18 protein-coding genes and 1 riboswitch are annotated in these 15,581 nt (G+C 67.7%); of the genes, 7 read left to right on the top strand and 11 right to left on the bottom strand.

The window, feature by feature from the left end; all coding sequences use genetic code 11:
* Window positions 1-288: 288 nt before the first annotated feature.
* Window positions 289-1,902 carry a sigma-70 family RNA polymerase sigma factor gene (locus RS84_RS10960; RefSeq protein WP_045257811.1) on the top strand — a complete coding sequence of 538 codons (1,614 nt, stop codon included), beginning with the start codon at window positions 289-291 and terminating at the stop codon, window positions 1,900-1,902.
* Here the strand turns inward: RS84_RS10960 and RS84_RS18935 are convergent.
* From RS84_RS18935 to RS84_RS10950, 3 genes are all read right to left on the bottom strand, one after another.
* Window positions 1,791-2,225, bottom strand: coding sequence for a CHY zinc finger protein (locus RS84_RS18935; RefSeq protein WP_082062147.1), 435 nt, complete (start codon window positions 2,223-2,225; stop codon window positions 1,791-1,793). The genes RS84_RS10960 and RS84_RS18935 overlap by 112 nt on opposite strands.
* Window positions 2,226-2,248: 23 nt before the next feature.
* Window positions 2,249-3,979: a phosphomethylpyrimidine synthase ThiC gene (gene thiC, locus RS84_RS10955; protein WP_045257810.1), complete on the bottom strand. Its 1,731-nt coding sequence runs from the start codon at window positions 3,977-3,979 to the stop codon at window positions 2,249-2,251.
* Window positions 3,974-4,081, bottom strand: a riboswitch (TPP riboswitch). Its footprint overlaps the gene before it by 6 nt.
* 78 nt (window positions 4,082-4,159) lie before the next feature.
* Window positions 4,160-4,957, bottom strand: a complete 798-nt coding sequence (locus RS84_RS10950) for an SDR family NAD(P)-dependent oxidoreductase (RefSeq protein ID WP_045257809.1) — start codon at window positions 4,955-4,957, stop codon at window positions 4,160-4,162.
* A gap of 64 nt (window positions 4,958-5,021) precedes the next feature.
* Here RS84_RS10950 and RS84_RS10945 point away from each other — a divergent pair, with 64 nt between their 5' ends.
* Window positions 5,022-5,612 (top strand): TetR/AcrR family transcriptional regulator, encoded by a 591-nt coding sequence (locus tag RS84_RS10945; protein ID WP_045257808.1) that lies wholly within the window; start codon window positions 5,022-5,024, stop codon window positions 5,610-5,612.
* Window positions 5,613-5,660: 48 nt separating this feature from the next.
* Here the strand turns inward: RS84_RS10945 and RS84_RS10940 are convergent, their stop codons facing one another.
* Window positions 5,661-5,975 (bottom strand): hypothetical protein, encoded by a 315-nt coding sequence (locus tag RS84_RS10940; protein WP_045257807.1) that lies wholly within the window; start codon window positions 5,973-5,975, stop codon window positions 5,661-5,663.
* 109 nt (window positions 5,976-6,084) lie between these two features.
* Here RS84_RS10940 and RS84_RS10935 point away from each other — a divergent pair, with 109 nt between their 5' ends.
* The 4 genes from RS84_RS10935 (at window position 6,085) to RS84_RS10920 (ending at window position 8,533) form a co-directional block, all read left to right on the top strand.
* Complete coding sequence (locus RS84_RS10935; protein ID WP_045257806.1) at window positions 6,085-6,564, top strand: ferritin-like domain-containing protein; 480 nt, start codon at window positions 6,085-6,087, stop codon at window positions 6,562-6,564.
* Between the two features lie 171 nt (window positions 6,565-6,735).
* Window positions 6,736-7,017, top strand: a complete 282-nt coding sequence (locus RS84_RS10930; RefSeq protein WP_235281472.1) for a hypothetical protein — start codon at window positions 6,736-6,738, stop codon at window positions 7,015-7,017.
* A gap of 178 nt (window positions 7,018-7,195) precedes the next feature.
* Window positions 7,196-7,765, top strand: coding sequence for an SRPBCC family protein (locus RS84_RS10925; protein WP_082062146.1), 570 nt, complete (start codon window positions 7,196-7,198; stop codon window positions 7,763-7,765).
* Window positions 7,766-7,831: 66 nt separating this feature from the next.
* Window positions 7,832-8,533: an NADPH-dependent F420 reductase gene (locus RS84_RS10920; protein WP_045257804.1), complete on the top strand. Its 702-nt coding sequence runs from the start codon at window positions 7,832-7,834 to the stop codon at window positions 8,531-8,533.
* Window positions 8,534-8,551: 18 nt separating this feature from the next.
* Here the strand turns inward: RS84_RS10920 and RS84_RS10915 are convergent, their stop codons facing one another.
* From RS84_RS10915 to RS84_RS10905, 3 genes are read right to left on the bottom strand one after another with little or no spacing between them, the layout of a single operon-like run.
* The gene (locus RS84_RS10915) at window positions 8,552-9,157 is read right to left on the bottom strand and encodes a TetR/AcrR family transcriptional regulator (protein WP_045258126.1); all 606 of its coding nucleotides are present in this window, start codon (window positions 9,155-9,157) and stop codon (window positions 8,552-8,554) included.
* Between the two features lie 56 nt (window positions 9,158-9,213).
* On the bottom strand, window positions 9,214-10,209 hold the full coding sequence (locus tag RS84_RS10910) for an NADP-dependent oxidoreductase (protein ID WP_045257803.1): 996 nt from the start codon (window positions 10,207-10,209) through the stop codon (window positions 9,214-9,216).
* Window positions 10,210-10,240: 31 nt separating this feature from the next.
* On the bottom strand, window positions 10,241-11,110 hold the full coding sequence (locus RS84_RS10905; RefSeq protein ID WP_045257802.1) for an alpha/beta fold hydrolase: 870 nt from the start codon (window positions 11,108-11,110) through the stop codon (window positions 10,241-10,243).
* Between the two features lie 240 nt (window positions 11,111-11,350).
* Here RS84_RS10905 and RS84_RS10900 point away from each other — a divergent pair, with 240 nt between their 5' ends.
* Window positions 11,351-12,277, top strand: a complete 927-nt coding sequence (locus RS84_RS10900; RefSeq protein ID WP_045257801.1) for a type II CAAX endopeptidase family protein — start codon at window positions 11,351-11,353, stop codon at window positions 12,275-12,277.
* Here the strand turns inward: RS84_RS10900 and RS84_RS10895 are convergent.
* From RS84_RS10895 to RS84_RS19335, 4 genes are all read right to left on the bottom strand, one after another.
* Window positions 12,209-12,871, bottom strand: coding sequence for a response regulator (locus RS84_RS10895; protein WP_045257800.1), 663 nt, complete (start codon window positions 12,869-12,871; stop codon window positions 12,209-12,211). The two genes, RS84_RS10900 and RS84_RS10895, sit on opposite strands and share 69 nt — an antisense overlap.
* The gene (locus RS84_RS10890; protein WP_152641804.1) at window positions 12,868-14,091 is read right to left on the bottom strand and encodes a sensor histidine kinase; all 1,224 of its coding nucleotides are present in this window, start codon (window positions 14,089-14,091) and stop codon (window positions 12,868-12,870) included. The genes RS84_RS10895 and RS84_RS10890 overlap by 4 nt, the downstream gene beginning before the upstream one ends.
* A gap of 177 nt (window positions 14,092-14,268) precedes the next feature.
* Window positions 14,269-14,898 (bottom strand): copper resistance protein CopC, encoded by a 630-nt coding sequence (locus RS84_RS19340; RefSeq protein ID WP_045257799.1) that lies wholly within the window; start codon window positions 14,896-14,898, stop codon window positions 14,269-14,271.
* A 71-nt stretch (window positions 14,899-14,969) separates the two neighbouring features.
* Window positions 14,970-15,461 carry a hypothetical protein gene (locus tag RS84_RS19335; protein WP_160298176.1) on the bottom strand — a complete coding sequence of 164 codons (492 nt, stop codon included), beginning with the start codon at window positions 15,459-15,461 and terminating at the stop codon, window positions 14,970-14,972.
* Window positions 15,462-15,581: the final 120 nt, after the last annotated feature.

Raw genomic sequence — 15,581 nt, 5'->3', positions numbered from 1 at the left:
AGATCTCGCAGAAGTTTTTTCGGAATCCGCGTCATGAACCGTCCGTACGCGCGTCTTGCTTGTGTGACGAAGATCGGTTCTTGGGGATAATCCTTCGTATCGACGTCTGGGCCGCCTCTCCCCTCAAGCGCGGCCCGCGGGTGGGGCCGCCTCCCTTTGGCCCCACCCGCGCCTTCTTCTTTCTCCGCCCTCCCCATCGGCGGGCAGTTCGTGCGCGCGTTCCGCACCTACTCTGAGGTAGTCTCACCTCACCGGCACCCGAAGCCGGTCGCTCACCTTTGAGGTTTCATGGACGAACCACGCGACGCCCCGGAGTCCGACAACGCTCTGCTGCTGCGCAGCCGAAGCGGTGACCGTCATGCGTTCTCAGAGCTGTGGCGTCGGCACTCCCCGGTCGCCGTCGCCTACGCCCGGAGCCTCGGCGCGTCTCCCCCCGACCCTGAGGATGTGGTCTCGGACGCGTTCTTGAGCATCCTCCGCCAGCTCCGCAGCGGCAAGGGTCCGCAGCGGAGCTTCCGCCCTTACCTGCTGACGACCGTCAAGAACACCTGGATGAGCCACGCCAGGCGCCTGCCTGCGACGACGCCCATCGAGGATGCCGAGCATCCGCCCTCCCTGCTCGGGTCGATCGACATCGAGGCGATGGTGAACTCGGCGGCGGTGATCGAGGCGTTCGGGTCGCTGCCGGAACGCTGGCAGCACGCGCTCTGGCTGAGCGAGGTCGAGCAGCTCCCGCCGCGGGAGATCGCCGAGGTGCTGCATATCCGGCCGAACTCCGCAGCGGCGCTCACGTATCGCGCCCGTGACGCGCTGCGCAAGGCGTGGATACGCGCTCATCTGCGCACGGCACCCACCGGCAGCGAGCACGCGCGGGTGATCGAGCTGCTCGGCGCCTACGCGCACGATGATCTGGCGCCGAGGTCGGAGCGCTTCGTCACGACGCACATCGACGAGTGCGAGGCCTGCCGGTCCGCAGCCGGTGAAGCCAGGCATCTGGCCCGCGCGATGACGCTCGGACCGCTGCTCGCAGGAGGGAGCGGACTGGTGCTCCTGCCGCTCCTGTTCCCCGCCGATCAGGCTGCGGCCGCAGTGAGCGGCGTGACGGGCTGGGCGGGGCTCCCCGCATCCGTGCAGCCCGCGGTCGACGCGGCCGCCAACTCCGCTCCTCTGCTCTGGCCCGTCGCGGCAGCGACCGCGGTCGCCCTGTCGATCAGCGGCAGTCTGTTCGTGCGTCCCGTCGCCGAGCCCGACGCGACCGGGACCCTCACGCCCGCCGTGCAGGCGGCACCGGCACGACCAGCGCCCGCCGCGCCCTCTCCGGCCCCCGCAGCCGTGGTCCCCGTCGCGGTGCCTGTCCCGGCAGCCCCGGTTCCGGTTTCCCCACCGGCGACGGCGACTGCCATTCCGGTGGCGCCGGTCGTCGAGACCGTGGTCGACAAGGCCGTCAAGATCCTCACGAAGCCCGATCGCGGTCAGGGGCAGAGCCAGGGACAGGGACAGGGCGATGTCGGCCCCGGTAACGGCAACGGCAACGCCTTCGGTCTCGACAAGGATGACATCGACGCCCAGGAGCTGGGCGAGATGATGTCCGCGCGCGGATCTTCCTGGTGGACGTCGTCGATCGTCGTCTATGTCGCCGCCGCCGACGAGAGCATGAGCGTGGCGGTCTGGGGCGCCGACGAGACCGATGTGGCGCTCGTCATCGACGATCAGACGATCGGCACGGCATACGACGAGACTGCCGATTTCGATCTCGCGCTTCCCGAGGGAGAGCACAAGGTCGAGGTGTACTACGTCGACGACGACGGAACTGTGGGAGAGCTCGCGGCCGAGACGGTCGTCACGACCGGTTCTCCGTCGGAGTCCACGCCTTCGCGCGACGATGGATCGACCTCGAAGTAGAGGTGCGCGTGCAGTGCGCAGCCGGGGTTGAACCGCGACGCGCACGACGGGCACTCGGCGGCCTCGAGGTATTCCGCGATCGCCAGCTCCGTACCGCACGCCCCGCACAGCACGGCTCGGGTGCTCCTGGCGTCGATCGGCCACTGGGCGCTCTCGTGTCCGGCGACCTCGGAGTGGCACCGGTGACAGGGGTAGTACTCGCCGCAGCAGGCGAATCGGATCGCGACGATGTCGAGCTCCGTGCGGTAGTGGACGCAGCGCGTCTGCCGGTCGACGACCCGCCCGAGGACGGGAGGCCGGGAGGACGGCGGATGCTGCAGCATCCGCTCATCCTGCCACGCCGCCTTCAGTCGCGCAGGGCCGGCGCCGGAAGATAGACGGTTCCGCCCGCTTCGCGGAAAGCATCCGCCTGCTGCTGCATCCCCGCTATCGCAGCCTGCTCCGCGACGCCGCCGAACCGATCGCGGATGTCCTGCGAGATGCGCATCGAGCAGAACTTCGGACCGCACATCGAGCAGAAATGGGCGGTCTTGGCCGGCTCGGCGGGCAGCGTCTCATCGTGGAACGCCTCTGCGGTGTCCGGATCGAGTGACAGCGCGAACTGATCGCGCCAGCGGAACTCGAAACGTGCCTTCGACAGAGCGTCGTCTCGGTTGCGTGCACCCGGATGTCCCTTGGCGAGATCGGCGGCGTGAGCGGCGATCTTGTAGGTGATCACGCCGGTCTTCACATCATCCTTGTTCGGGAGCCCCAGATGCTCCTTGGGCGTGACGTAGCAGACCATGGCGGTTCCGTAGCGGGCGATCTCGGTCGCGCCGATCGCCGAGGTGATGTGGTCGTATCCCGGTGCGACATCAGTCACGAGCGGCCCGAGCGTGTAGAAGGGCGCGCCGTTGCAGAGCTCCTGCTGGCGTTCGACGTTCTCGCGCACGAGGTGGAACGGCACATGCCCCGGCCCCTCGACCATCACCTGCACGTCGAACGCCCAGGCCCGGGCGGTCAGCTCCGCCAGCGTGTCGAGCTCGGCGAACTGCGCAGCGTCGTTGGCGTCGGCGATGGAGCCTGGACGCAGTCCGTCGCCGAGGGAGAAGGACACGTCGTAGCGCCCGAAGATCTCGCACAGCTCGTCGAAGTGGGTGTAGAGGAAGTTCTCCTGGTGGTGCGCGAGGCACCAGTCGGCCATGATCGAGCCGCCGCGCGAGACGATGCCCGTCACGCGATTCGCCGTCAGCGGCACATAGCGCAGCAGCACGCCCGCGTGGATCGTCATGTAGTCGACGCCCTGCTCGCACTGCTCGATCACGGTGTCGCGGAAGATCTCCCATGAGAGCGCGTGCGCCTGCCCATCGACCTTCTCGAGCGCCTGATAGATCGGCACCGTGCCGATCGGAACCGGCGAGTTGCGCAGGATCCATTCTCGCGTCGTGTGGATGTCATCGCCGGTCGACAGGTCCATGACCGTGTCAGCGCCCCACTTGGTGGCCCAGCGCAGCTTGTCGACCTCCTCGGCGATCGAGCTCGTCACCGCCGAGTTGCCGATGTTCGCGTTGATCTTCACGAGGAAGGCGCGGCCGATGATCATCGGCTCGGACTCGGGATGGTTCACATTGGCCGGGATGATGGCCCGGCCCGCGGCGACCTCGGCCCGCACGAGCTCGACGTCGCAGCCCTCGCGGAGTGCGACGAAGCGCATCTCCGGGGTGATCGCGCCGCGGCGCGCGTAGTGCATCTGCGTGACCGTGCTGCCCTCGACGCTGCGGCGGGGAGCCCGGCGCACGCCACGCCACTCCTCGGATGCTGCGCCGCGGCGGGTCGCGCTGCGCCCGTCATCGTGCAGGTTGCGGGCGCGGCCTTCGTACTGCTCGGTGTCTCCGCGGTCGGCGATCCACGCCTCGCGCAGAGCGGGCAGCCCCTCCTCCGGCTCGCAGGCGGGCCCTTCCGTGCGGTACACGTCGAGCGGCTCGTTCGCGGCGCCCCCGGGAGAATCAGACAGCGGGATGCGGGTGACGGGCACCGAGATGCCGTGTTCATCGTCATGATGGTGCGCGAGTTCGCGCACGCGGGAGAGCGTGCTCACAGGACTCCTACTTCCTACGCCGGCATTATCCGGACAGGTTCGACGGTCGCAGGCAGCATCAGCCAGATCTCAGCCCGTGCTCGGGCACCCGTGTGGTCGGAAAGAGAGTAGCACGCTGCCGAAGCACCGTTCGACGTCAGCGCGACGCACCAGTCGGCGGCCCGAGCCGGAATGCGAGAGTCATCGCGCCGACTCGGCCAGCAGCCGGCCGCTGATCGCGAGGGTGAGACGACGCGGCATGAACCCGACCAGCTTGCTGGTCACGGCGTTGGCCGCACCAGACACGATGCTCGCCGGCGTGCGTCGCCGATCGAGCGCGCTGAGCGCCTGCGCGACGACCTCGGCCGCCGTGCGGAAGCGGCCCACAGCCGCGGCCTCGGTGCCGACGACGTCGAAGAACTCCGTGCGAGTCGCACCAGGGCTCAGAGCGAGCACGCGCAGGCCGGATGCGCGGGTCTCGTGCGCAATCGACTCGGTGAAGCTCAGCACGAACGCCTTCGATGCGCCGTACACGGCCATGCCAGGGCACGGCTGATATGCGGCGACGCTGGCGACGTTGACGAGCGCGCCGCGGCCGTCGTGAGTGAGATCGGGAAGGAATTCGCGGGTGATCCCGACGAGTGAGGCGACGTTGACCTGCACCATCTCGGCCATGCGAGCGGCATCCGCCTCGACGAAGTCACCTTTCGCTCCGAAGCCGGCGTTGTTGATGAGCGTCTGAATGCGGATGCCGCGCTCATCCAGCGCAGCCCGAAGGCGGGCCGGCGCATCGGCCTCTGCGAGGTCGAGGGCGATGACGGTCGCCTGCACGCCGTGCTCGCGCTTCAGCCGGGCGGCGAGGTCGTGCAAGCGATCCTCGCGTCGAGCGACGAGCACGAGATCGGCCCCGCGCCGAGCGAGCTGAGCGGCGAATTCGGCGCCGAGTCCTGAGCTGGCGCCGGTGACGAGAGCGGTGGTGCCGGAGTGATGAATGGTCATAGCGGCAAATGTAGACACTGACAGCATTGTTGTCAATGTCTACATTTGTCGATAGGATTCAGGTGTGACCGAGCGCTCCTACCATCACGGAAATCTGCGAGAGGCGCTTCTTCTCCGCGCCTGGAACGCGATCGACGCCGGCGGGGTCGATGCCCTGTCGCTGCGGCAGCTGGCCCGCGATCTGGGCGTGAGCCACGGAGCCTCAGCACGGCATTTCAGCGATCGGACGGCATTGCTCGATGCCGTCGCGGTCGCCGGGTTCACTCGGCTCAACGACGAGCTGGCTGCCGCCGTCGAGCAGTCGGCGCCGTTCGGCGAGCGACTCCGCGCAGCAGGCTTCGCCTACATCGGCTTCGCCGTCGAGCATCCGGCGATCCTCGAGGTGATGTACAAGGCCAAGCACCATCTCGGCGCGTCTGAGGAGCTGCGCGAGAGGAGCCGAGCCAGCATGGCGATGGTGGTCGCCTTCGTCGCCGCCGCACAGACGGCCGGGGAGATTCCCGTCGGCGATGCCGAGCGCCGGGCACTCGTGATCTTCGCATCCGTGCATGGCGTCGCTGCGCTCGCGACCGCCGATCTGCTCGACGGCGTGCCCTGGGAGGATGCCGCAGAGGCCACGATCGGCGCGATCCTGGGCTCGCTCGGCGCCGCGTGACGGATCCCTCGACCGGATCCCTCGACCGGCCGCCGCACGCCAGAGGCGCTAATCCTGAGGGGTGTCGAGGACCTCGTCGATCAGCATGATCCCTCCGGTCGAGTTCACCGAGTGCATGAGGTCTTCGATCCACTTCGCGTTGAGCTTGGGCGGCTCCGGCTCGTCGAACGTGAAACGCAGCGGGATCGAAGGATGGATCCAGATCGTCGAGCGTCCGCCTGGCTCGCCCTCGGGGTGTTTCCAGGAGAGCGTGAAGCTCTCCTGCCGACGCAGCTTCGTGGCGATCACGACCTTGAGGTGCGCAAGGGCACGATCCTCGATGTGGATCGGGATGTGCGAGGCGCCGTAGTGCAGAGTTGCCATAACGCAACCATAGCCGCGTGTACCGTCCCGGAGCGTGAAGATCAAGCCCCTTCGAACGCCGACCCGCGCACCATAGCGTGGGCTCGCCGCATCAACGAAGGGAAGCGACATGCCGCAGACAACTCTCGAATCTCCTCAGGACCTCCTGCGATTCCAGCTCAGGACGGCACTGACGATGGAGGACGACTCGCTCGCCGCGCTCAAGGAACTCGCCGGCGCCGCTCGATCCGCCGACGTCAAGAAGCTCTTCCGCCATCATCAGGACGAGACGAAGGAGCAGATCGAGAACCTGCGTCGCGTGTTCACGCTGCTCGAACTGCCCGAATCCACCGCTCCGTCGCCGAGCACGAAGGGCATCTCCAAGCAGGCCCAGTCGCTCCTGGGCCGCTCGGCGGCCTCGCTTCACGACCAGGTTGCGCTCTCGTGCGCCCTCGGCAACGAGCACTACGAGATCTCGGCGTACAAGAGCCTCATCGTGGCGGTCACGCCGTTGCACCCCGAGGCCGCGGCGCTGCTCCAGGACAACCTCGACCAGGAGACCCACACGAGCGAGGAGCTGTTCACGCGGCTGCAGGAGATGTCGTCGTGAACCGCCCGCGACCGGTTGAGGTCGCTCGCACCTTTTCTTATAATTCAGGTGAGACTCTGGCGGGCAGAGGACGCCCGTCGGCCGGCGGTGACGATCTTCCGCCCGGACGCGATGCGCTCCTCGGTTCGACCAGCTCTGGCTACGACCGATTGGAGTGTTGAGATGTCTTTGATGCCCGATCCCCGGTTCGAACTCCGGAAGGTCACGGACAGCGAGTGGTTGATCGTCGACCACAAGTACGCCCCGCATGATGCGCGTCGAACCGTCGCGTGCATCTACAAGCTGGACACCGTCGAGTACGAGGTGCTCTGGCTCCGCGACCTGCCGCTGGCGAGCTTCTACATGTCCGCCGAGGAGGTTCTCGCCGACGTGCAGCGGTTCCACAACCCGCCGAGCCGTTCGACCGCCCCGATCAAGATCCCGCACCGGCCGCCTCTCGCCGCCACGGCCTGACACCCGGGCCTCTGAGCGCGCCTCACCGCTTGCAGCGACGCAAGGGCGGGGCGCGCTCGCGAGTGGGCGGATGCTCAGCCATAACCCGCCCTCGGACGATGAGCAACCCCCTCTCCCCCATCGCTCAACCGGCCTAGCGTGGGGCACTCGCAGAAGAAACCCGTCGGAAGGAGCAAAGATGAGCACCACCATCACATCGGCGATCGACGTGAACGTGCCGGTCAGCACCGCGTACGAGCAGTGGACGCAGTTCGAGACGTTCCCGGAGTACCTCACGGGCGTCGAAGAGGTGAAGCAGCTCGACGACACCACGACGCACTGGGTCGTGAACATCGGCGGGGTGCGACGCGAGTTCGATGCGCGCATCGTCGACCAGGTGCCCGACGCCCACATCACGTGGCGCAGCCTCACCGAGGTCGCGCACGAGGGCCGCGTGTCGTTCCGAGCCGCCCAGGACGGCGGAACGACAGTCGAGCTCGCCATGGACTGGAAGCCGGAGACCTTCGCCGAGAAGGCGGGAGCGGCGCTGCAGATCGACGACCTGATCGTCAAGCGCGACCTGCAGAAGTTCAAGGAGTTCATCGAAGAGCGTCGCCTGCCGACCGGTGGCTGGCGCGGTGAGGTGCACGGCGGAACGACCACGCAGACAGACGACCTCTCGGGCGCGACGCCGATGCCGCCGGCATCCGGGTTCTCCGAATCGCCCGCGGACGACGTGCGCGGAGAGGACCCCGATCTGCGCATCTGAAGGTGCGCGCTCCCTCGCTCACGGCGAGGGAGCGCGTTTCCGCGCCATGCTGGCTACGCTGTCCGGATGAACGACCGACGGCCCGCATCGCTCGGAATCATCGGCGCGGGGCGCGTGGGCATGGTGCTCGCGCGCCTTGCTTCGTCTGCGGGGTATCGGGTGCGGATCGCCGGGTCGGGTGATCCGTCTCGCCTCGGGGTGGACGCCATCGCGGGGAGCGTGAGCGCGGCCTGGGCGGTCGACGTCGCACGGGAATCGGATGCCGTGATCCTCGCGATTCCGCTGGGGAGGTACCGTGAGCTTCCGGTGGCGCACCTGCAGGGGCGACTCGTGATCGACGCGATGAACCACTGGTGGGAGCTCGACGGGCTGCGGCCCGATCTGGCCGATCTGCGCACGTCGACGAGCGAGACCGTGCAGCGATTCCTCGGGAGCGCACGGGTCGTGAAGGCGTTCAACCACATGAGCGCGAGCGAACTCGAGGAGCAAGCCCGCTCGGCGGGCGCACCGGACCGCAAGGCGATCGCGGTCGCCGGCGACGACCCCGCGGATGTCGCGGCGGTCGCCGGGATCGTGGACGACCTGGGGTTCGACCCCGTCGTGGCGGGTCCCCTCGCGGCAGGCGTCATGCTCGAACCCGGAAGCGATGTGTTCGGGGCGGCCGCATCGGCGCAGGATCTGCGCGAGCTCCTCGCGGGGTTCGCGACCTCGCAGCGCGGGATACTGGTGGCGCGCGCCCGCGGCGGGACGCTCCCATCCCGCTGGTGAGGGCGGCGCGGGGTCAGCTCACGTCGCCGGAAGGATGATGCGCAGCTGCTCGGCGATCTCGTCGACCAGTCGATCGACTGTCTGCTGAGCGTTCACTGTGGCGGCCATCGCGAGGAACATCACCGCCGACACGATGCGGGCGAGGCCGCGGGCCGTGTCGGCTGAGACGCCGGCCCGCTGGGCGATGACCTCGGCGATCAGCTCTTCGGTCTTCGCCGTGAGCTCGAGCGCGTCGTGGTGGTGCGGCTCCGCGGGGTCGCCGAACACGATCTCGCGAAGGTAGGTGCGGCCGTTGTCGACCTGCTTGCGGTTGCATTCGACGACCGGCCGAACGACCGCCAGCACGCCGTCGAGAACCCCGTCAGCGCCCTCGGCCGCCTTGCGACCCCGGTCGAGCGCCTCGGCGTACATCGAATTCTGCACGAGCAGCAGCAGCTCGCCCTTGGTCTTGGCGTACAGGAACAGGGTGCCTGTACCGATGTCGGCCTTGTCGGCGATCTCCTGGGTCGTCACGTCGTCGACGCCGCGCTCGGCGAAAAGCTCGCCGGCCGCGGCCGTGATCCGTGCGAGCTTGTCGAGCTTGTTCCGCTCTCGGCGGCCGAGAGGGCGAGTATCAGTGGTCATGGCTTTCTCCGGGACATCGGGCTCATTCTCCCATGCGTCCCCCGCGACCATCCGAGTCACGGATTGCTGATGACGGCCTTCCCCTGGGCGCCGCCCTTCCTCAGCGACTCGATCCCGGCGACGGCCTCGTCGAACGGGAAGATACGGCCGACGACAGGACGGATGGCCCCGGCATCCACCAATCCGGCGATCTCGCGAAGCTGAACACCGCTGGCCCGCATGAGAAGGAACGTGTAGCGGACGCCGAGCTTTCCGGCCTGCGTGCGGATCCTGCGACTCAGTCCCGCGATCGCGAGCCGGATGATCGGACTGAGGCCGGCGGCGCGAGCGAACTCGGGGGTGGGCGGACCGGAGATGCCGATCGCGATACCGCCGCGTCGGAGGACGCGCAGCGACTTCTCCAGATTCTCGCCACCAAGGCTGTCGAGGACCACGTCATATCCGCTGAGCACCTCCGCGAAGTCCTCCCCGCGGTAGTCGATGATGTGATCTGCACCGAGCCGGCGGACGAAGTCCGCGTTCGCGGCGCTCGCGGTGGTGGCGACTTCAGCTCCGAGATGCTTGGCGAGCTGGATCGCGATGGAGCCGACACCCCCGGCCCCGGCATGGATGAGAACCTTCTGACCCGCGCGGACATCGGCGATCTCGACCAGCGCCTGCCATGCCGTCAAGGCCACGAGCGGCAGTGAGCCGGCCTCATCCATCGTGATCGAAACGGGCTTGAGCGCGACGTCGCGCTCATCGATCGCGATGCGCTCGGCGAAGGTGCCGATGCGGTGATCACGCGGACGGGCGTAGACCTCGTCGCCCGGCGTGAAGCCCTTCACTCCGGTTCCGACCCGGATGACCGTACCGGCGACGTCGTGCCCGAGGACGATGGGGAGCCGGTAGGGGAGGATGGCCTTGAACTCCCCCGCGCGGATCTTCTCGTCGAGCTGGTTGAGTCCGGCCGCCTGAATACGCACGAGCACGTCTCGCTCGCCGACGACGGGCTCCGGCATGTCTGCTTCGTGCACGGGGGTGTTGTATTTCGAGAGGATGAACGCCCTCATGAGTGCTGTTCCTTCGACCCGGCGCCGCGTGTCACGGTATCGTCGCTGCAGGGTCGGCCGTGAGGAATCTCACGGCGACGGGGACGAACTTCTCCCAGTACTGGAAGATGCCGCCGTGCCCGGAGCCCGGATAGATGATCAGTTCGCTGCCGGGGATCCGCGCGTGCAGGTCATGCGACAGGATCGAGGGCACCATGCGGTCGTTGTCGCCGTTGGCGATCAGCGTCGGCCCTGTGATGACCGAGAGATCGGACGGCGCCGACCGGCCGAAACGAGCGATCGCCCTCAGCTGAGTCTGGAACGCCGAGAGGCGGATGTCCTCGTCACGATCTACCGTGCGCTCCTTGAGCCGGCTCACGAAGGCCTTGCCCGCCTTCTTGCCGACCGCATCGCGATTGAAGAAGAGGAACTCTTTCGGGTCCGAGCGCGTCAGCGCCGCACGGAGCACATCCCAGTACGTGGTGCCGACGACCTTGTCCATGTCCTTGCCGCCGCGCGGGCCGGTGCCGGTGAGCACGAGCCTGCGCACGAGATCCGGATGCTTCACGATCAGGTCCTGAGCGATCATGCCACCCATCGAGAACGAGAAGACGTCGATCGTCGTGTAGCCGAGCGCGGTGATGAACGCGTACGCGTCGTCGGCAGCCTCCTCCAGGGTGCGCGGCACCGTGCCCGAGGAGCCGCCCACGCCCTGCTGATCGAACGCGATCACGTGGCGGTGCTGAGCGATGGCGTCCACGATCCGCGGATCCCAGTTGTCGAGAGTGCCCGCGAGGTGCACGAAGAACACCACGGGGACCTCTTCTTCGGGACCGAGCTCGCGGTACGCGAAGGTTATGCCTGCGGCGGTCAGGGTCTTGTTCGGCGCCTCGGCGTACGACGTGCTGCCGGTACTGCTCATGAGATCCTCCAGGGTCCGTCGGCGAAAACCGACTAGACCCTATTATGAGTGCACTCAGTTTTATTGTCAAGAAGCGGCCAGGCCATCGGATGCTTACGGCGCCTGCAACTTTGGATGCAGATTGCACCGTTCGATGGGTTTCTCCAGGTGCAACCGTTCGACTCTCGAGAGAGAAGTCGGCGACTTCTACCGTCGGAATGTGGCCGTTTCGCGCCGCGGAACCGATGAGAGGAAACAGTCATGAACGACGTCACACAACAGCGGGGGCTCAGAGGTGTCATCGCGCGGCATCCGCTTGTGAGCTTCTTCGTGCTCGCCAATGCGCTCAGCTGGAGCGCCTGGACTCCTTACATCCTCTCGAACAACGGTCTGGGCGTGTGGGACTACACGTTCGAGCTCGGCCAGCTGACGGGGATGCTTCCCGGCGCCTATCTGGGGCCGATCACGTCGGCCCTGATCGTCACGGCGCTCACCGGCGGGGCGGCCGGGCTTCGGCAATGGGGCGCTCGCCTGTGGCGCTGGCGTGTGCGCTGGCACTGGTACGCCATCGCTGTGCTCGGCGTACCCGCCGCACTGATCGTCACCGGGCTGATGGTCTCGGGCGGCCAGGTCATGGCCCCGTCCGTCACCGTGCTCGCCGTCTACCTCCCGATGCTCGTCTTGCAGATGCTCACCACGGGCCTCGCCGAGGAACCGGGGTGGCGCGACTTCGCCCTGCCCCGCCTGCAGGACAAGTTCGGCCCCATGCGCTCCGCCTTCATCCTGGGCCCGCTGTGGGCGCTGTGGCACATGCCGCTCTTCCTGACGGAATGGGGCGGCTACCCGGAAGCCGACTGGACTCGGCCCGCGAGCTTCGCCGTCTTCTGCATCGCCTTCAACGTCGTCATGGCCTGGGTGTTCAACCGCACAGGTCAGAGCCTTCCGCTCGCCATGCTGGCGCACGTGAGCGTCAACAACTTCATGTCCGTCGTCTGGAGCGAGATGTTCCCGACCGTCAGCGAGAACGTCACCTCCTACGCCCTCGCCGTCAGCGCAGTGATCGCCGCCGTCATCGTGATCATCGCGACGCGCGGAAAGCTCGGCTACCGCAAGGAGCAGTCAGGGCAGGTCGACGAAGCGGTTCTGGTACGCCCAGACGACCGCCTGAAGACGGGAGCGAACACCTAATTTCGGCAGCATCCGCGCGAGGTGCGACTTCACGGTCGACAACTCGATGACCAGGGCCCGTGCGATCTCTTCGTTCGACATGCCCTGGGCGAGGAGCACCAGGATCTCCTGCTCGCGGCCGGTGAGCACATCGCTCGTCAAGGATGTGGTCACCGGCCTCACGCTGCGCCGCTGGACGAACTCCCGCATGATCCGGCGGGTGAGGCTCTCGTCGATCGTGCCCAGGCCGACGGCCACCTGTCGGATCGCCTTCGTGATGGTCTCGGGATCGGCATCCTTCAGCAGAAAGCCCGAGACGCCGGCCTCGAGCGCTCCGAAGACGTAGTCGTCGAGGTCGAACGTGGTGAGGATCAGGACGGGGATCGCGAGCTCGGCATCAGGCCCGCACAGCTCCCGGGCGACGGCGATGCCGTCGAGCCCCGGCATCCGGATGTCGAGGCAGGCGACATCCGGGCGCAGTTCTCGCGCCATCGCGAGCGCCTCGATGCCATCGGATGCCTCGCCCACCACCTCGAGGTCGTCCTCCATGTTCACCAGCGCCGACAGGCCGGCTCTCACGAGGGGCTGATCATCGGCGATGAGTACGCGGATCATGCTGCTTCTCTCTTCACTGTGAGCCGAACACGCCAACCGCCCGCATCGGTCGGGCCGTAGTCCAGCTCGGCGCCGATGAGGTCGGCGCGCTCCCGCATTCCCACGAGACCGAACCCGCCGCCGGGCCCCGGATCGGGCGCGCGGGATCCGTCGTCGACGATCTGCACGATGAGCACGTCGAGCGCGCGATCGTCGACCTGCACCACGCAGTGCGCGCCGGGCGCGTGCGCCACCACGTTGGCTAGAGCCTCCTGAATCGTGCGGTACACGACAAGCTGCGCGAGCGGGCCGATGCCCGTCCCCAGGCTCCATTCGCCGGTGAGCACCTCGTACTCGACCGGCAATCCCGAGTTCTCGCGCAGCTCGATCAGCTCGCGCACCGAAGCCAGCGTCTCCACGGTGCGGCTGCTGTCGGCATCCTCGCGCAGCAGTCCGATCACCCGCCTGAGGTCGTCGAGCGCCATCGTGCTCTGCGCGCGCACCTGCTGCGCTGACGTCTTCGCCGCCTCCGGGTCTGTGTCGACCTGCCGGTAGATGGCGGACGAGAGCAGCGCGATGCCCGACATGTGATGCGCGGCGATGTCGTGCAGCTCGCGCGACATCGCCATCCGCTCCCGTGACACCGCGGCCTGGACGAGGGCGTCGCGCTCGCGCTTGAGCGCCAGCATCTCGTTGCCGCGGCTGACACGAGCATCTCGACGGGCGGCGAAGAACAGCGCGATCACGAGCGGTCCGCCCACGACGACGAGACCCTGCACCACAGCCATCGCCACGGTCGAGACGTCGAAGGGCGCTCCCGCACGAACATCGTTGACCACCTGCGACAAGGCCACCAGCACGATCGTGATCGGGATCACTGCGGACAGGCGCCGCAGCGGCTCGCGCATCACGGCGAGGAAGACAGCGAAGATGATGCCGAGAGCAGTGACGCTGAACGTGGAGGCCGGAGCCGTGACTGCGAGAACGAGCGGCGCGATGGAGACGATCACGAGCACGAGCCGTGGCGCCTGTTTCGCCCAGAGCAGCGCGGCCGCCTGAACGACGATGACGGCGATGAGGACCCACCACCCGACGACGGCGGGCGAGAGCGGCACTTCGCCCGCGACCGGCTCAGCCGCCTGCACCGCCTGCAAGAGCAGCAAGCCGACACACGCCAGACCCGCGAACACCAGAGCCGGCGCGACCTCGGCCAAGGTCAGGCGCTGAGTATCCCGCTTCACGGTGTGCACCTCACCGATTCTCTCAGGATCATCGGGCTAGGTGGCAGCCTCCATGCGGAGCGCAGCCACGGGGCCCCGAGCATGGTGTTCCCACTGACGGAGTACTTCACTCGACGACGCAGAGCATCCGCGGGCCCGGTCGTGCTGCTCTTCGCTTCATGATCTGCTGGCTCGCCCTCACAACGAATCCGCGTCGGTGTCCGCTCCGCGACCGCCGGCGCCGCGCCGTCGGACGACGAGGAGAATCACGAGGCCGAGCGCAGCGACGACGGCGATGGCGGACAGGATGACCGGGCCGATCGGCCAGGGGTCGCCCTCGCCGTCACCGCTGTCCGGTCGCTCCGTCGGCGCGACCGGTGCGGCGGTCTGGGCGGCCGTCGGCGTCGATGTCGGCACGGCCGTCGGCGCTGCCGTGGGCGCTGCCTGGAGCACGCTGAACGGAACGAGTGCGCTGATGGGGTGGCCGTCGCCCGAGACGACCTTCCAGATGATGTCGTAAGCACCTGCAGGCATGCCGGGTGCCACTGTCGCAGTGACCGTGGCGCCGTTGATGGCCACGTCTCCGTCGACCCAGTTGCGTCCGCTGGCGTCGTTCAGGACGACCTCGGCGCCCATCGTGAGCACGGAATCGCTGAAGACGAGGGTGATCTGCTCCGGTGGGGCGGTGAGCTGTTCGCCTTCTGCCGGGGTGCTGGAGACGAGGGTCTCGTGGGCGGATGCGGGCTCGGCACCGGCTCCGACGGCGAGGACGACGAGAAGCGCACTGAGCGCGGTGAGAACTCCGGCGCGTGTGGTCGGGGTGGGCATGGTGATGATCCTTCGTTCGGGTGCGCCTGCGGCGCGGCGGGGCCGATCGCACACCGAAACGGGGATCGACCTCAGGAAATGGTCAGGTGACTGAGAAGCGGGCGGCGATGTGGCGGCGGCCCTCGACGCAGCAATGATCCGGCGAGCAGACGCAGAGCGGTCGATGACGGAATGCCGTCTGTGGGCATGGGGCGCAGCGCGAGGAAGGCCAACGGATGCTGGCACGTCTGAACACGCCGCCCCCACCAAGCGCGCACCTGCTCGGCGATGCCCCTCAGCAGGAGAAGCATCCGCTCGCCGAAATGCAATGCGAAGACCGTGATGATCGCCGCGACAGCATGCCCGGCCCACATCGTGACGTCGATCCCGGTGTGAGCCAGCGGACGGGACGCCGACGTCGACGAAACGACGATGAACTGGCCATGGTGACCGACGGCGTGGAGGGTCAGGCCAGCGCCTTGGGTGCCCGCTCCCAATCCGAAAAGAGTGTGAAAGAGGAACTGGCTCACGATCACGGAGAGCACGAGCCGCGGCAGTGACGGCCTCCGCCCGGCGACGAACATGCAGGCGAGGATCGCGAAGAGCAATGGCAGCACGATACCGAGCCATCCGGGCATCTCGCCTCCCGACGCCACGTGCGACAGCAGCGCCGTGAAGGTGGCCGTGCCCGCGGCGGTCGCGCC

It is taken from the genome of Microbacterium hydrocarbonoxydans (assembly GCF_000956475.1).
Lineage (GTDB): Bacteria > Actinomycetota > Actinomycetes > Actinomycetales > Microbacteriaceae > Microbacterium > Microbacterium hydrocarbonoxydans_A.
The sequence above is the reverse complement of the archived record's forward strand: the minus strand, read 5'-3'. Positions and strand labels throughout refer to the sequence as shown.

Coding starts and splice junctions, on each gene's coding strand:
- RS84_RS10960 (WP_045257811.1), top strand. CDS start 289: ATGGACGAACCACGCGACGCCCCGGAGTCCGACAACGCTCTGCTGCTG.
- RS84_RS18935 (WP_082062147.1), bottom strand. CDS start 2,225: ATGCTGCAGCATCCGCCGTCCTCCCGGCCTCCCGTCCTCGGGCGGGTC.
- RS84_RS10950 (WP_045257809.1), bottom strand. CDS start 4,957: ATGACCATTCATCACTCCGGCACCACCGCTCTCGTCACCGGCGCCAGC.
- RS84_RS10940 (WP_045257807.1), bottom strand. CDS start 5,975: ATGGCAACTCTGCACTACGGCGCCTCGCACATCCCGATCCACATCGAG.
- RS84_RS10935 (WP_045257806.1), top strand. CDS start 6,085: ATGCCGCAGACAACTCTCGAATCTCCTCAGGACCTCCTGCGATTCCAG.
- RS84_RS10930 (WP_235281472.1), top strand. CDS start 6,736: ATGCCCGATCCCCGGTTCGAACTCCGGAAGGTCACGGACAGCGAGTGG.
- RS84_RS10925 (WP_082062146.1), top strand. CDS start 7,196: ATGAGCACCACCATCACATCGGCGATCGACGTGAACGTGCCGGTCAGC.
- RS84_RS10920 (WP_045257804.1), top strand. CDS start 7,832: ATGAACGACCGACGGCCCGCATCGCTCGGAATCATCGGCGCGGGGCGC.
- RS84_RS10915 (WP_045258126.1), bottom strand. CDS start 9,157: ATGACCACTGATACTCGCCCTCTCGGCCGCCGAGAGCGGAACAAGCTC.
- RS84_RS10910 (WP_045257803.1), bottom strand. CDS start 10,209: ATGAGGGCGTTCATCCTCTCGAAATACAACACCCCCGTGCACGAAGCA.
- RS84_RS10905 (WP_045257802.1), bottom strand. CDS start 11,110: ATGAGCAGTACCGGCAGCACGTCGTACGCCGAGGCGCCGAACAAGACC.
- RS84_RS10900 (WP_045257801.1), top strand. CDS start 11,351: ATGAACGACGTCACACAACAGCGGGGGCTCAGAGGTGTCATCGCGCGG.
- RS84_RS10895 (WP_045257800.1), bottom strand. CDS start 12,871: ATGATCCGCGTACTCATCGCCGATGATCAGCCCCTCGTGAGAGCCGGC.
- RS84_RS19340 (WP_045257799.1), bottom strand. CDS start 14,898: ATGCCCACCCCGACCACACGCGCCGGAGTTCTCACCGCGCTCAGTGCG.
- RS84_RS19335 (WP_160298176.1), bottom strand. CDS start 15,461: ATGTTCGTCGCCGGGCGGAGGCCGTCACTGCCGCGGCTCGTGCTCTCC.